The 15,281-nt window shown below is 59.4% G+C and carries 14 protein-coding genes; 9 read left to right on the top strand and 5 right to left on the bottom strand.

Features of this window, described 5'->3' with window-relative positions; translation table 11 throughout:
- Positions 1-44 precede the first annotated feature (44 nt).
- The 3 genes from FHT71_RS20175 to FHT71_RS20185 all read left to right on the top strand — a co-directional run bounded on the left by FHT71_RS20175 (position 45) and on the right by FHT71_RS20185 (position 2,918).
- A complete protein-coding gene (locus FHT71_RS20175) occupies positions 45-1,073 on the top strand; it encodes a zinc-binding dehydrogenase (RefSeq protein WP_132592866.1) in 1,029 nt (342 codons plus the stop codon).
- 4 nt (positions 1,074-1,077) lie between these two features.
- Positions 1,078-2,013 carry a lipid A biosynthesis lauroyl acyltransferase gene (locus FHT71_RS20180; protein WP_183721635.1) on the top strand — a complete coding sequence of 312 codons (936 nt, stop codon included), beginning with the start codon at positions 1,078-1,080 and terminating at the stop codon, positions 2,011-2,013.
- A 185-nt stretch (positions 2,014-2,198) separates the two neighbouring features.
- A complete protein-coding gene (locus FHT71_RS20185) occupies positions 2,199-2,918 on the top strand; it encodes a PAS domain-containing protein (RefSeq protein WP_007788353.1) in 720 nt (239 codons plus the stop codon).
- Here the strand turns inward: FHT71_RS20185 and FHT71_RS20190 are convergent, their stop codons facing one another.
- From FHT71_RS20190 to FHT71_RS20200, 3 genes are all read right to left on the bottom strand, one after another.
- Entirely contained in the window at positions 2,919-3,272 is a 354-nt protein-coding gene (locus tag FHT71_RS20190) for a VOC family protein (RefSeq protein ID WP_007788350.1), read from the bottom strand.
- Between the two features lie 9 nt (positions 3,273-3,281).
- Positions 3,282-3,680 (bottom strand): hypothetical protein, encoded by a 399-nt coding sequence (locus FHT71_RS20195; protein ID WP_007788348.1) that lies wholly within the window; start codon positions 3,678-3,680, stop codon positions 3,282-3,284.
- Positions 3,681-3,748: 68 nt separating this feature from the next.
- Positions 3,749-4,537, bottom strand: a complete 789-nt coding sequence (locus FHT71_RS20200; protein WP_132592870.1) for a helix-turn-helix domain-containing protein — start codon at positions 4,535-4,537, stop codon at positions 3,749-3,751.
- Between the two features lie 126 nt (positions 4,538-4,663).
- Between FHT71_RS20200 and gndA the strand changes: the two genes are divergently transcribed.
- Positions 4,664-6,115 carry an NADP-dependent phosphogluconate dehydrogenase gene (gene gndA / locus FHT71_RS20205; protein ID WP_183721638.1) on the top strand — a complete coding sequence of 484 codons (1,452 nt, stop codon included), beginning with the start codon at positions 4,664-4,666 and terminating at the stop codon, positions 6,113-6,115.
- 60 nt (positions 6,116-6,175) lie between these two features.
- Here gndA and FHT71_RS20210 read toward each other — a convergent pair whose 3' ends face one another.
- A complete protein-coding gene (locus FHT71_RS20210; protein ID WP_007788341.1) occupies positions 6,176-6,733 on the bottom strand; it encodes a cysteine hydrolase family protein in 558 nt (185 codons plus the stop codon).
- 75 nt (positions 6,734-6,808) lie between these two features.
- A complete protein-coding gene (locus tag FHT71_RS20215) occupies positions 6,809-7,849 on the bottom strand; it encodes a LacI family transcriptional regulator (RefSeq protein ID WP_132592874.1) in 1,041 nt (346 codons plus the stop codon).
- A 454-nt stretch (positions 7,850-8,303) separates the two neighbouring features.
- Between FHT71_RS20215 and FHT71_RS20220 the strand changes: the two genes are divergently transcribed.
- From FHT71_RS20220 to FHT71_RS20240, 5 genes are all read left to right on the top strand, one after another.
- Positions 8,304-9,539: an ABC transporter substrate-binding protein gene (locus FHT71_RS20220; protein ID WP_007788337.1), complete on the top strand. Its 1,236-nt coding sequence runs from the start codon at positions 8,304-8,306 to the stop codon at positions 9,537-9,539.
- 214 nt (positions 9,540-9,753) lie between these two features.
- Positions 9,754-10,656 carry a sugar ABC transporter permease gene (locus FHT71_RS20225; RefSeq protein ID WP_007788335.1) on the top strand — a complete coding sequence of 301 codons (903 nt, stop codon included), beginning with the start codon at positions 9,754-9,756 and terminating at the stop codon, positions 10,654-10,656.
- On the top strand, positions 10,649-11,584 hold the full coding sequence (locus tag FHT71_RS20230; RefSeq protein ID WP_132592876.1) for a carbohydrate ABC transporter permease: 936 nt from the start codon (positions 10,649-10,651) through the stop codon (positions 11,582-11,584). The genes FHT71_RS20225 and FHT71_RS20230 overlap by 8 nt, the downstream gene beginning before the upstream one ends.
- A gap of 3 nt (positions 11,585-11,587) precedes the next feature.
- The gene (locus FHT71_RS20235; protein ID WP_007788333.1) at positions 11,588-12,673 is read left to right on the top strand and encodes an ABC transporter ATP-binding protein; all 1,086 of its coding nucleotides are present in this window, start codon (positions 11,588-11,590) and stop codon (positions 12,671-12,673) included.
- A 122-nt stretch (positions 12,674-12,795) separates the two neighbouring features.
- On the top strand, positions 12,796-15,261 hold the full coding sequence (locus FHT71_RS20240; protein ID WP_132592878.1) for a glycoside hydrolase family 2 protein: 2,466 nt from the start codon (positions 12,796-12,798) through the stop codon (positions 15,259-15,261).
- The last annotated feature ends 20 nt before the right edge of the window (positions 15,262-15,281 follow it).

Raw genomic sequence — 15,281 nt, forward strand, 5'->3', positions numbered from 1 at the left:
ACAAAACATCGAGATAGAACGCCCTCGCGGCGAAGGACTTTGCCATGCGCGCTTTGCAGCTAATTGACGATCGCAAGCTTGAGATCACCGACCTGCCGGAACCCGAGGCCCCGGGCGCAGGCGAGGTTACGCTGCGTGTCAAGGCGGTCGCTCTCAATCACATCGACGTCTGGGGCTGGCGCGGCATGGCTTTTGCAAAGCGCAAGATGCCGCTCGTCATCGGCGCCGAGGCTTCGGGCGTTGTCGAATCGATCGGACCGGGCGTTGCCAACGTGCTGCCTGGTCAGCTGGTCTCGATCTACGGTGCGCGCACCTGCGGCCTCTGCCGTCCATGCCGTGAAGGGCGCGATAATCTCTGCGAACATGTGTCCGGCGTTCACGGTTTCCATCTTGATGGCTTCGCGCAGGAGAAGGTGAACCTGCCGGCGCGCCTGCTCGTTCCGGCCCCTCCCGGCGTCGACGCGATTGGCGCCGCACTTGCTCCCGTAACCTTTGGAACGGTCGAGCACATGCTGTTTGACAATGCGAAGCTTGAGCCCGGCGAGACCATCCTAGTTCATGCGGGCGGTTCCGGCATCGGCACGGCGGCGATCCAGCTGGCCAAAAAGATCGGCTGCACCGTCATCACGACTGTCGGCTCCGACGACAAGATCGAGAAGGCCAAGGCGCTCGGCGCCGATCACGTTATCAACTATCGCATCGACCGCTTCGAGGGTGTTGTCCGCAAGCTCACCAAGAAGAAGGGCGTCGATGTCGTTTTCGAGCACGTCGGCAAGGACACATGGGCAGGTTCGATGCTCTGCATGAAGCGCGGCGGTCGCCTCGTCACCTGTGGTTCGACATCGGGTGTCTCGACAGAGATGAACCTCATGATGCTCTTCCAGCAACAGCTGAAGCTGCTTGGCTCCTTTGGTTGCCGCATGGAGAACATGGCTGATGCCATGCAGAAGATGGGGCGCGGACTGGTCCATCCTGTCATCGACACTGAAGTCGGATTCGACGATATCGATCGCGCATTGGAGCGGATGGAATCGCGCCAGATCTTCGGCAAGATCATCCTCAAGATGGATTGAGCCCTTGAAGCTCTTCATCACTCGGATCGTCCTTGCGATCAACCACTTTCGCCGGTGGTTGATCGCGCAGATGATGTTTGGTTTCCTGAACCTCCTAAAGCTGTTTCCAGCTGACGGTGCGGTCAATTTTGCGGATCGGCTGATGCGAAAGCTCGGCCCGCGCGTAAGGCGCCACCGGCTGATGCTCACCAACCTTCGCAATGCTTTTCCTGAGAAAAGCGAGGCGGAGATCCAGGAGATTGCGTTGGCGAGCTGGGGGAATATGGGACGTCTCGCCGCTGAGTATGTGTTTCTCGACCGCCTATTCGATTTCGATTATGAACGCGAGGAACCGGGCCGGGTCGAGGTTTCCGGCATACCGATTTTTATCGATCTGCTCGAAAATCCGCGCCCATTTATCGTTTTCACAGCGCACACGGGCAATTTCGAGCTGCTGCCAGTGGCTGGCGCGGCGTTTGGTCTCCATGTGTCTGTGCTATTCCGCCCGCCGAACAACCCCTATGTCGCGCAGAGAGTCTTCGATTTTCGCAGCGCGCGCATGGGCAGGCTGGTGCCGTCTCATGCCGGCTCGTCGTTTGCCTTGGCGCGGCAGCTGGAAGCCGGGCAGGGCGTTGGTGTCCTGGTCGACCAGAAGTTCCGCAAGGGCCTGAAGACGAAGTTCTTCGGGCTCGATGTCAAAACCAACCCATTGCTGGGAAAGCTTGTCCGTCAATTCAATTGCGAGGTCTATCCGGCACGCTGCATCCGGCTTCCGGGCAATCGCTATCGCCTGGAAATCGAGCCGAAGCTTGAGATGCCTCGAGATGCCAACGGTAATCTCGATATGGTCGCGACGGCGCAACTCCTGAACGACAAGGTGGAAAGCTGGGTGCGGGAGTATCCCGAACAGTGGCTCTGGTATCACGACCGCTGGAAGATAAAACACGACGTGCTGAAGTAAACGCTACCCCATCCTTACATCTTATCATTGAAAAACAGGGGCGTGCGTTCATTGAATATGAACGTGCGTCATGTTACCGATTGCCATCAAGGCGAGTGGCTAGGCGCCGGCGGTTTCAACTTCCGTAACGCAAAGCTCAGCCGATCTCTCGGTCGCATTCTCTTAGGGAATGCATTGGAGGCGTCTTGCTAGGGCTTTTTCGGGCGTTCTCATTGTGTTGTGCGCAGATCGATGCTGCAATTGCTGCAGGCGATGATGCGCGTGTGAACATGCTCGATTGCTCAATCGAGCCTCTTGTCGACGCAATCCTCGGATACCCAGCCGTAAATATTCTCGAAGTTCATACGCAGCTCGAGTTCGTCGGCTGCCTTATCGACCAGTATGCCGAGGACAGCGAGTCGGTCCGCGGTTATGTCGCACTGCTTTCCGAGCTCATGGAAAAGTATTTCGGCGGCGCAGCGCCCCGCTGGCGGATGCCGCCCGTCGAGCGGCGGCCTGTGGCTGCCCCCCTTGCGTTTACGCCGAATGTTGACAATGGCAACTTCTTGAACGCTGCAATCCTTGATGCCATGCCGGACCGTGTCGCGGTGCTGACAAGGGATTATCGCTATCTCTATTCCAACACCGTCAACTCGACCTATCTCCGCAGGAAGCCGATCGATATGATCGGTCGCCACCTGATCGAGTTTATTGGTGAGAAGCGCTTTCACGAGGGCGCGAAGGCAAGGCTCGACGCTTGTTTTGCCGGGCGCGGGAGCGACTACGCTTACGAGCGCGGCGACGGCGACGCCGTAAAGACGGTTCGCTGCCGCATGTCGCCATTGCGGGATTCTTCAGGAAGTGTGATCGGGGCCCTGATCATCCTGCAGCATACAGGAGCGAAGGCGTCGACCGTTATCGTTTGATCAGTTCTTCGTCCAAACGGCAAGCTCATATCCATCCGGATCACTGAAGTGAAACCGGCGTCCGCCAGGGAACCCGGTGATTGGCTTCACTATGGATCCACCGGCACGTTCCACGCTTGAAAGGGCGGCTTCAAGATCGTCTGCGTAGAGGATGACGAGAGGTCCGCCGGTGCGCGGCGTGCCCAGCGTCGTAAAGCCGCCCTTGAGCCTCCCGTCATCGAATTCGCAGTATTGTGGGCCGTAGTCGGTAAAGGACCAGCCGAAAGCCTTGCCGTAGAATGCCTTAGAGGCTTCTATATTGCCGACGTTGAATTCGACGTAGTCAATGCGTCGGTTGTCCACTGCTGCAGCCACGATCGCCTCCTATGCTTCCATCAATACCTTCAATGCCGCCAGATCTTTCGCGATATGGGCGGCATCTGCTTCGAACTGTTCGTCCGTCATGCCCGGGATGCGCAACAGCGTGAACATGATCTCGCAACCATCGCCGTTCGGTACGATCCGCAGCGCGTTGTAGACCCGCAGCCCGCTCTCGATCGTCACTGTATGGTCGATGACGCCGAACTCGTTGTGCGGGACGAAACTGACCTTCACCGTGCCGAGCGCGCCGGTGGCAATCCAGTCATCGCCGCTCCGCTCCAGCCCTGAGGCAAGTCCGGACGCCCAGAGCGGCATGTTTTCAGGTGCGGCGGCAAAAGCATAGACGTCGCGCCAATTCCGGTCGATGGAGCGGTGGATGATCCTTGCGGGCATCGTAGACATGGCGATTCCTGTGTTGCTCGAAATGGAGATAGCAGAACAGTCGGCTTCGTATTGAAGAAAACGGACGCTCAGCCGGCTATCTGCTGCTGAAGCTGCATGGGCGTCAGCGTGGAAATTTCGCGTGCATCGCGGGTCATATGCGCCTGATCGGAGTAGCCGGCCGCCACTGCCAGCGCTGCGAGCGGGAGGGCCTTCTTGCTGCGGCAAAGGCTGAGCATGCCCTGAAACCGGCGAATTCGGGCGAGCGTCTTCGGTCCGTAGCCGAAATGGGTGTAGCAACGGCGGCGAAGCTGGCGCACGCCGATGGAGAGGTCGTCGAGCATCAGATCGGTGACGTTCCTGCACGGCGAAATGTCACTTGCCCGCGCAAATACCGAGGCCATGTCCCTTGCCGGCGCCGCACGTTTGGCGACCTCCTTCTCAAGTGCTGTTTCTAACTGCGACAGCCGTTCGTCCGAATGGGCGCAGGCACCTAGCAATTCATTCAATCTCAGCGCCGCCGCTCCCCAGAAATCGTCCAGAGGAATAGATTGGCCGACGATGTCGCAGAGCTGCACTTTGAGCCATTCAGCCGCCGCACCCGGGGCAAAGCGCGCGCCCACTATCTTCTCGCCGCTGGCGAGGGACGGGAAGGCACTGCTACGGTCCGGCCCGGCGACCAGAAGCCTGCCACCCATCCAGACGATGTCGCAGTAACCGTCCGGAACGATCGCAATTCTGCGATTGGGGCCATCATGGATATCGTGCGACCACAGGCAGCAAAAATGCGCCTCAAGCACAGGTGAGGGCGCGTGCTCCCTGTAAAGGCCCGCGCGTGCGGCCAGAAAGGCGGCCTCCTGTCGAGCTGTACGGCCCATCAATCTTCTTCCCCCTGCGTCTAAGAGAGAATATGGCTTAGTTTGTAATGCGGGCAATACGAGGCCGATTCGAAGCCGAATCGAACTTGCCGTTTGAGCCAGAGAGTGCCACAACACCGGTCCAAAATGACTCATCGGAGGTGTATCGTGGAAAAGGCAGAAATCGGGCTCATCGGCCTTGCCGTCATGGGTTCCAACCTGGCGCTCAACATTGCGGAAAAAGGCAACAAGATTGCCGTCTTCAACCGCACTCCTGAGAAAACGGATGAATTCTACGAGAGCGCCGGCGATCTGAAAAAGCAGATCATTCCCTGCAAGACGATCGAAGAGTTCGTCGAAGCGATCCGCCCGCCGCGTCCGATCATCATCATGATCAAGGCCGGCGAGGCCGTCGATCAGCAGATGGAACTGTTGCGCCCGTATCTGTCCAAGGGCGACATCATGATCGATGCCGGCAACGCCAACTTCCGCGACACAATCGCCCGCTTCGACCGCCTGAAGAACACCGACCTGACCTTCATCGGCATGGGTGTCTCGGGCGGCGAGGAAGGGGCACGTCATGGTCCTTCGATCATGGTCGGCGGCACCGAGGACTCCTGGAAGCGCGTCGAGAAGGTGCTGACCTCGATTGCCGCCAAGTACAACGACGACCCTTGCGTTGCCTGGCTCGGCAATGACGGTGCCGGCCACTTCGTCAAGACGATCCACAACGGCATCGAATATGCCGACATGCAGATGATTGCCGAAATCTACGGCATCCTGCGCGACGGTCTTAGCAAGAACTCGCAGGAGATCAGCAAGATCTTCGGCGAGTGGAACAAGGGCCGCCTGAACTCCTATCTGATCGAGATCTCCGAAAAGGTCTTGGCGGCGACCGATCCGGTTTCCGGCGGTTCCATGGTTGACATGATCCTCGACAAGGCTGGCCAGAAGGGCACCGGCAAGTGGTCGGCGATCGAAGCCCAGAACATGGGCATCCCGGCAACCGCGATCGAAGCCGCCGTTGCCGCCCGCAGCCTGTCGTCGATGAAGACCGAGCGAGAGGCGGCCGAAAAGTTCTTCGGCAAGCCGGAATACAAGTTCCCGATCGCTTACGGTCCGGAACTCAACAAGGATCTGGAACTGGCGCTGTTTGCGGCCAAGATCGGCGCCTATGCACAGGGCTTCGCCGTCATGGCGGAAGCCTCGCGCGAGTTCAACTGGTCGCTGCCGATGCCTGTCATCGCCAAGATCTGGCGTGCCGGCTGCATCATCCGCTCGCAGTTCCTCGACGAAATCACCTCTGCCTTCACCAAGGCTCCGGATGCGGCCAACCTAATCGTAACGCCGGCTTTCTCCGAGATGGTCAAGGAATCTTTGCCGGCGCTGCGCCGCGTGGTTGGTGCAGCCCTGCAGGCCGGTCTGCCGGTTCCGGCGCTCACCTCGGCTCTGACCTACTTCGATGCCTATCGCCAGGGCCGCGGCACCGCCAACCTGATCCAGGCGCAGCGCGATTTCTTCGGCGCGCATGGCTTCGATCGCCTCGACGGCAAGGACTTCCACCACGGCCCGTGGGGCAGTGGTGCTTCAACGTTCTAAAACGGCTTGATGAAGCCAGCCGGGTACGCCCGGCTGGTCTCGGACCTGAAAAGTGTCGCTTCAGAAGCGAATATCCGCCATCGGGCGAACCAGGATGCGGGCACTGCCGGCATCGAAATCGTCGAGCGTTTCATTGTGATGCGCGACGATATCGGCGAAGTTCAGCGTATCAGAATCGGCCGTCGTATGGCCGTCGCCAACCAGCGTGACATCATAACCCAGCGACACTGCACGCCTGACCGTTGTGTCGACACAGAATTGAGTCATACAGCCGCCGACGATCAGATGGGTCACGTTGCGTTCCGCCAATCGGTCGGCAAGATCCGTTTCGAAAAACGAGTCCGAGCTCTTCTTGTGAACAACGGTATCGCCTTCGGCAGGAGACAGTTCCGGCCGGATGGCCCAGCCGTCAGTGCCAACCGCCAGGCGGTGACCGGGATCGCCGTCGTGCTGGACGAGCACGACCGGTGCCCCCTGGCGATGGGCCTCGGCACGAAGCGACTGGAGCCGTGAAACCGTTTCATTCAGCGCCGCATCGATGATGGGTTGACGCTCGGGGCTGCATTTTCCCGCGAGAATGGCGTTTTGAACGTCGATGATCAGCAGTGCCGTAGTCATATCCAGTGCGTCTCCGCTGTGACTGCTTGTACCTCTGCCGCCATCGGATTGAGGTGGCGCGGTGATGGCGATGGTCTACTTGACTTTCCGCGACCAAACGGGCTGGCTGATGCTTTGCAGCAACTCCGGTTCGATGCCGTCGATGCGGGCGATAACCGCCTTCGCCATCTCCCGCCCGGCGTGGCGGACGTCCTCATAGGCGGTGATGATCTCGGGACGGATCCAGTTGAGGATCGGTGCCGATTCCTTGGAGACCATGTCGACATCCCGGCCAAGCCGCTTGCCAGCGGCCTCTATACCGGCGTTGACGGCGATGGCGGCACTTCCGGCGGAGCAAACGATTCCATCCGGCGCATTCGGCGCGCGCATCATCACCTCGACGGCATTGCGGATTTCCTCCAGCGGGTTGTCGATCGTGACGCGCAACGGCACTTCCTCGGCGCCGTAGTCATGCAGTCCCGTCTGAAATCCGATGCGCATGTGCGTGTAGTATGTGAGCTTGCTTGGAGGCTGGAGAAGGGCAATGCGCTTGCGGCCTTTGCCGACCAGCTTCTCGACGGCCTGATGGGCGAACGCCTCGTTGTCGAAGTCGTGAAAGGGGTGGGTAAGGCCGGCATCGGTGCGCCCGTGCGTCGCAAAGGGCATGTTGTGTTCGGCGAGCAGCCGGACCCGCGCATCGTCGGGCTCAATGCGGGAGATGATGACGCCGTCCGCCGATCCCGTTTCCAGGATGTAGCGCACCGGCAGCATCGGATCCTTGCTGTGGGAATGCGGCGTGACGACGATGTGATAGGGCGTGCCCGTCAGCACTTCCGAGATGCCGAACACCATTTGGCTGCTGAAGCCCATGATTTCTTCATCGATGCTGAGGACCAGCGCAATGACGTTGGTCTTGCCGGTTCGTAGGCGCACGCCGGCCCTGTTCGGCTGATAGCCGAGCTGGCGGGCGACCATGCGAACCCGTTCCTTGGTTTCCGCGCCGATGTCAGGGGCATCCTTGAGGGCGCGCGACACCGTCGTCACGCCGAGCCCGGTCATGAAGGCAATCGTTTTCAGTGTCGGCCGCTCTCGAGTTGCCTCGGAGGCCACTCCTGCAAAATTCGCTTTGTTTTCCATCCCTCTAGGCCGTCCTGCGCGTTTTGGTCCCGCTTATAGAGTCTTTTCGAAGCGCTGTAAGCATAAAGAACGCAATCGCCGCTCCTCCCGTAAGGAGCAAAATCTGTAACGATACAGTAGAAATGTCGAGGGCTTTCTATCATGGCGTTGCGGCCACTACTCGCGATGATTGCATATGTCGATTTTGCTCGGATTTTTTGCGGTTGCGAACAGAAATCTTGGTTTCGCAGGCCTAATATGGCAATAAAACATATCTATATCAATATGCTAGTATTGGCGTGCAAGTGCTCAATCTGTTGGCTAGAATGGCGCCACGGTGTTGAAAATACAAGCATATCAACAGTCATTGGTAGCAAATGCCCCTCGAAAAGAAAATTTTGGAGGCGAGCTGTTGCACCCAAATATCGATTGAACTAAGTTTTTCCGGCAACGTTTCAGTGAGGGAGGAGAACTCATGAATTTTCGTTTGATGGCGGCTGCACTTGCCGCTTCCGTAGTGCTGCCGCTCGGTGCGGCCAGCGCGACCGATCTTGAAGTCACCCATTGGTGGACATCGGGCGGCGAAGCTGCTGCCGTGGCGGAGCTCGCAAAGGCATTCGATGCGACCGGCAACAAGTGGGTCGACGGTGCAATCGCCGGCTCCGGCGGTACTGCGCGTCCGATCATGATCAGCCGCATCACCGGCGGTGACCCGATGGGTGCGACGCAGTTCAACCATGGCCGCCAGGCGGAGGAACTGGTCCAGGCTGGTCTGATGCGCGACCTGACCGACGTCGCCACCGCCGAGCACTGGAAGGACATTATTCGTCCGTCGAGCCTGCTCGATTCCTGCACGATCGACGGCAAGATCTATTGCGCTCCAGTCAACATTCACTCCTGGCAGTGGCTGTGGCTTTCGAATGCAGCCTTCAAGAAGGCCGGCGTCGAAGTGCCGAAGAACTGGGACGAATTCGTCGCTGCTGCTCCGGCGCTTGAGAAGGCCGGCATCGTTCCGCTCGCCGTTGGCGGTCAGCCGTGGCAGGCTGCCGGCGCGTTCGACGTGCTGATGGTTGCCATCGCCGGCAAGGAGACGTTCTACAAGGTGTTCAAGGAGAAGGACGCGGAAGCTGCCGCTGGTCCGGAGATCGCCAAGGTCTTCAAGGCTGCCGACGACGCTCGCAAGATGTCGAAGGGCAGCAACGTCCAGGACTGGAACCAGGCAACCAACCTCGTCATCACAGGCAAGGCCGGTGGCCAGATCATGGGTGACTGGGCACAGGGCGAGTTCCAGCTGGCCGGCCAGAAAGCCGGTACTGACTACACCTGCCTTCCGGGCCTCGGCGTGAATGAAATCATCTCCACCGGTGGTGATGCCTTCTATTTCCCGCTGCTTAAGGATGAAGCCAAGTCGAAGGCGCAGGATGTCCTCGCCAAGACGCTTCTCGATCCCAAGACGCAGGTTGCCTTCAACCTGAAGAAGGGCTCGCTGCCGGTTCGCGGTGACGTTGACCTTGCAGCCGCCAACGACTGCATGAAGAAAGGTCTCGACATCCTGGCCAAGGGCAATGTGATCGAAGGCACGGACCAGCTTCTGTCGGCGGACAGCCAGAAGCAGAAGGAAGACCTCTTCTCCGAGTTCTTCGCAAATCCGTCGATGACGCCGGAAGCTGCTCAGAAGCGCTTCGCTGAAATCATCGCTTCTGCCGACTGATCGTTGCATTCCGATGCTGTTGCGATCCGGCTCCGTCTGACGGAGCCGGATTTGCCCGGAACTCCCATCGTGATCCGGGTGGCGGCAGCGCTCGCGACTGACACGCGCTGATGCGCGATCGTCCGGTCTCGGTACGGGAGTGAGAAGAGGAGGCGACCGGCAGACGGTTCGCCGCTCTGGATCACAGAGGAATTGCGATTCAGGAGGAATTACAATGACGGGTCAAGCGAAAGCAGGCCGGCCAAGTCAGCTACTGCGCAATCTGAATTCGAAGATTGCATCCATCCCCATGATCCTTACCGCCCTTGTTATCTTTCTCGGCGGCACGGTCTGGACGGTGTTCTATTCATTCACCAACTCGAAGCTCCTTCCGCGGTTGAGCTTCGTCGGTTTCGATCAATACAAGCGCCTTTGGGCTGCTCCGCGCTGGATCGTCTCCATCGAGAACCTCGCTGTCTACGGCGTTCTCTCTCTTATCTTCAGCCTGGTGATCGGTTTCGTGCTGGCGGCGCTGATGGATCAGAAGATCCGGTTCGAGAATACGTTCCGGACGATCTTTCTCTATCCGTTCGCCCTGTCCTTCATCGTGACGGGCCTTGTGTGGCAGTGGGTGCTCAACCCCGAATTCGGCGTCCAGTCGGTGGTGCGCTCGCTCGGCTGGACGAGCTTCACCTTTGACCCGCTCTATACGCCAAGTATCGTCATCTACGGCATCCTGATTGCCGCCCTCTGGCAAGGCACGGGTCTTGTCATGTGCCTGATGCTCGCCGGTCTGCGCGGTATTGATGAAGACATCTGGAAGGCTGCGCGCGTCGACGGCATCCCGATGTGGAAGACCTATCTCTTCATCGTCATTCCGATGATGCGGCCTGTCTTCATCACGACGCTCGTCATCATCGCCAGCGGCATCGTCAAGGTCTATGACCTCGTGGTGGCGCAGACCAGCGGCGGTCCCGGCATCGCGTCGGAGGTGCCCGCGAAATACGTCTACGACTACATGTTCCAGGCTCAGAATCTGGGGCAGGGCTTTGCTGCCTCGACCATGATGCTGATCACCGTTGCGATCATCATCATTCCCTGGGCCTATCTGGAATTCGGAGGGCGTAAACGTGCCTGATGCTATTGCTCTCAAGACTGCCGATGGTCGCATCTCCGACAAGTCCGTCTCCGGCCCTAGCGGCCCGAAGCCGAAGCGGGTGATCTCTCCGCGCAACATCATGCTCTACGGCACGCTTTTCGTCGCCGCGGCCTATTACCTGCTTCCGCTCTACGTGATGATCGTGACGTCGCTGAAGGGCATGCCGGAAATCCGGCTTGGCAACATCTTCGCACCGCCGCTCGAAATCACCTTCGAGCCCTGGGTAAAGGCGTGGGCGACCGCCTGCACGGGTCTCAACTGCGATGGCCTCTCGCGCGGCTTCTGGAATTCGGTGCGCATCACGGTTCCTTCGGTGATCGTCTCGATCGCCATTGCCTCTGTCAACGGCTACGCGCTCGCCAACTGGCGATTCAAGGGATCAGAACTCTTCTTCTCGATCCTCGTCGTCGGTGCATTCATTCCCTATCAGGTCATGATCTATCCGATCGTCATCGTGCTGCGCGAGATCGGCATCTACGGAACGCTGACGGGGCTGATTGTCGTGCACAGCATCTTCGGCATGCCGATCCTGACGCTGCTGTTCCGCAACTACTTCGCGTCGCTGCCGCAGGAACTTTTCAAGGCTGCGCGTATCGACGGGGCAGGCTTCTGGCAGATCTTCTTCAAGATCATGCTGCCCATGTCGCTGCCGATCTTCGTCGTCGCCATGATCCTGCAGGTCACCGGTATCTGGAACGACTTCCTGTTCGGTGTCGTCTTCACAAGGCCTGACACCTATCCAATGACCGTGCAGCTCAACAACATCGTCAATTCTGTCCAAGGCGTGAAGGAATACAACGTCAATATGGCCGCAACTATCCTCACGGGTCTGGTGCCGCTCGTTGTCTATTTCGTGTCGGGACGACTTTTCGTCCGTGGCATCGCCGCCGGCGCAGTGAAAGGCTGATCCATGAATTCGAGCGTTTCCATCAGAGATCTTTCGTTGAATTTCGGCGCGGTCAGCGTGCTCAAAGACCTCAATCTCGAAATCAACAACGGCGAATTCCTCGTACTGCTCGGCTCTTCAGGCTGCGGCAAGTCCACTTTGCTGAACTGCATCGCCGGTCTGCTCGATGCGTCGGACGGTCAGATCTTCATTAAGGGCAAGAATGTCACCTGGGAGGAGCCCAAGGACCGCGGCATCGGTATGGTGTTCCAGTCCTACGCGCTCTATCCGCAGATGAGCGTCGAGAAAAACCTGTCCTTCGGTCTTCAGGTTGCCAAGGTGCCGCAGCAGGAAATCGACAAGCGCGTTGCGCGTGCCGCCGAGATCCTGCAGATCCAGCCGCTCCTGAAGCGCAAGCCGGCCGAGCTTTCGGGCGGCCAACGCCAGCGCGTCGCGATCGGCCGCGCCCTGGTGCGCGATGTGGACGTGTTCCTGTTCGACGAACCGCTGTCGAACCTCGACGCCAAGCTGCGCTCGGAACTGCGTGTCGAAATCAAGCGTCTGCACCAGTCGCTGAACAATACGATGATCTACGTCACGCACGACCAGATCGAAGCGCTGACCTTGGCCGACCGCATCGCGATCATGAAGAGCGGCATCATCCAGCAACTCGCCGATCCGACGACGATCTACAACAAGCCACGCAATCTCTTCGTTGCCGGCTTCATTGGATCGCCGTCGATGAATTTCCTGCACGGCGAGATCGCCAAGCAGGGCGACCAGACGTTCTTCACTGCCAACGGCGTGAATTTCTCTGTCGCAGACTATGAAACGCCCGAAGTGCTGCAGGCCGGGCGCAAGGTCATCCTCGGCGTTCGTCCGGAGCATGTGAAGGTCAACGAGAATCTCGGTGCTGAGGTTCACGATGCAACCGTCGACATTGAGGAACCGATGGGCGCCGATAACCTGCTCTGGCTGAAGCATGCCGGCCACACGATGTCGGTGCGCATCAATGGCGCACGCCGCTTCAGCCCGGGCTCGGCTGTCAAGCTCGGCTTCGACATGTCGCTGGCGTCGATCTTCGATGCCGAGACCGAGCTTCGCCTTTAGAAACCGCAATGCGGGCGGAGCTTCGGTTCCGCCCGTTCGTCTAATCGGCCACCTGGCCACCAAGTTCGGCTGCGGCTCGCGGGTGCGGGCATTCCCAAGCGCGGCCCGATCGGGATAATACTATGACATTCTTGCCGACAAATGGGTTTAACCTCGACCTATCAGGATCGTGGACGCTCACTTCAGCCGATGGCGAAGTCACGACATCGATTAAGCTGCCGGGCGATGTGCACACGGCCCTGCATGCCGCCGAGCTCATTCCCGATCCATTTTTCGGCCGCAACGAGGAAGTCGTTCAGTGGGTGGCGCATCGCGACTGGGTGCTCGAGCGTAGCTTCACGCTGTCGGAGCCGGATGGCGACTGGTATCTCGACATCGACTATCTCGATACGGTGGCTGCCGTCTTCATCAACGGCTCGCCGGTTCTGCTCGCAGATAACAGCTTTCGGCGCTATCGACCTGACGTCGGCGGCCAGTTGAAGGCCGGCGACAATGTTATTCGCGTCGTCCTGCATTCGAGCATTGCGGCCGGCGCCGACCGGCAGGCTAGGCAGCCCTTCTATATTCCCTATTCGACAGGCAATTCGCCTATCCCCAACGGCAACATGCTGCGCAAGCCACAGTGCCATTTCGGCTGGGACTGGAACATCGCGATTGCCCCCCTTGGGCTCTACGGCACGATCGCGTTGCGCAAGCTCGAGACGGCTCGCATCGAGCACGTCACGACGCGGCAGGTGCACAATCTCAACGGTTCCGTGGATCTGCAGGTCAGCGCGACGTTGTTTGCCAAGAACCCCGGCATCGTGCCGGTCCATTTCTCGCTCGATGGTGAGCGCGTTCGTCTCGACGTCGGCGTTGGTGCCGGCGAGACGGTGGTCAATCATGTCTTCGAAATCGACAAGCCGCGGCTCTGGTGGCCGGCGGGCAGCGGCGAGCAGGCGCTATATGCACTGACGGTCGATTTGCCGACGGATGCGGTGACCAAGCACATCGGCCTTCGCACGGTCGAACTCATCACGACACCCGATGCTGCCGGCAGCCGTTTCGCGTTGAAGGTCAACGGCCGCGAAATCTTCTGCCGCGGTGCCAACTGGATCCCGGCCGACGCGCTTTTCTCGCTGTCGAGCCCTGAGAAGAGCAAGGATCTGCTGCAGTCGGCCAAGGCCGCCAACATGAACATGATCCGCGTCTGGGGCGGCGGCTTTTACGAGCACGACCATTTCTACGATCTGTGCGATCGGCTCGGCCTGATGATCTGGCAGGACTTCATGTTCGCCTGCAATCTTTATCCCTCAACCGAGGACTTCCTCGACAACGTCACGCTCGAGGTCGACTATCAGGTCCGCCGCCTGAACTCGCATCCGTCGATCGCGCTGTGGTGCGGTGACAACGAGCTCGTCGGCGCACTGACCTGGTTCGAGGAATCACGGAAGGACCGCGACCGCTACCTCGTTTCCTACGACCGCCTCAACCGGACGATCGAGCAGGCGATGAAGAAGGCGGCGCCGGACGCGATCTGGTGGCCGTCGAGCCCGGCGTCCGGCTATCTCGATTTCGGCGATGCCTGGCATGCCGACGGTTCCGGCGACATGCACTACTGGTCGGTCTGGCACGAGAACAAGTCGTTCGACAACTATCGCACGGTGCGCCCGCGCTTCTGCTCGGAGTTCGGCTTCCAGTCCTATACGTCGCTGCCCGTCATCAAGACCTATGCCGACGCCAAGGATATGAACGTCGCGTCGCCGGTCATGGAGCTGCACCAGAAGAATGCCGGCGGCAATGAGCGCATTGCCGGGACGATGTTCCGCTACTTCCGCTTCCCGAAGGATTTCCCGAACTTCGTCTATCTCAGCCAGATCCAGCAGGGTATCGCAATCAAGACGGCGGTGGAATACTGGCGCTCGCTGAAGCCGCATTGCATGGGCACGATCTACTGGCAGCTCAACGACACATGGCCGGTTGCCTCTTGGTCGAGCCTTGATTACGGCGGTCGCTGGAAGGCGATGCACTATCTCGTCAAGCGCTTCTTCCAGCCGGTCGCTGTGGCGGCGATTCCCGATGAGGACAGCAAGACGATCCGCTTTTCGCTGGTCAACGACACGCTGGCCGAAGTCAGCGTCGATCTGTCGATCTCGGTGCTCGACATGAAGGGCGAGCGCAAGCACCTGAAGGATGTTCAGGCGGTCTGCACGCCTGATGCGGCAGTTACCGCCGCAACCATCGACGTGGCGGATCTACCGACGGGTACATTGCTTGCCTGGCGCTTCACGGCGTCGAACGGCATGGGCGGCGAGGGGCACTATGTCCACGGCACCTACAAGGCCTTGGAGCTGGAGCCGGCAGGCCTGATGGTGACGCACGAATATGTCGAGGAGGATGGCTCCGTCTGCCTCAACGTCACCGCCAAGGGACTGGCGCTCTTCGTGATGATCGAGACCGACACCGACGGCAAGTATTCCGACAATGCCTTCGATCTGGCGGCGGGCGAGACGCGCCGCATTACCTTCACCCCGGCCAAGTCGCTGGAGAGCGACGCACTGCCGGACTTCCGTTTCTACGACCTGCAATCCTGCCAGTCCGTGGATTGATCCTGACTGAAATGCAAAGG

Origin of the sequence: Rhizobium sp. BK060, from assembly GCF_014193145.1 — a bacterium.
Lineage (GTDB): Bacteria > Pseudomonadota > Alphaproteobacteria > Rhizobiales > Rhizobiaceae > Rhizobium.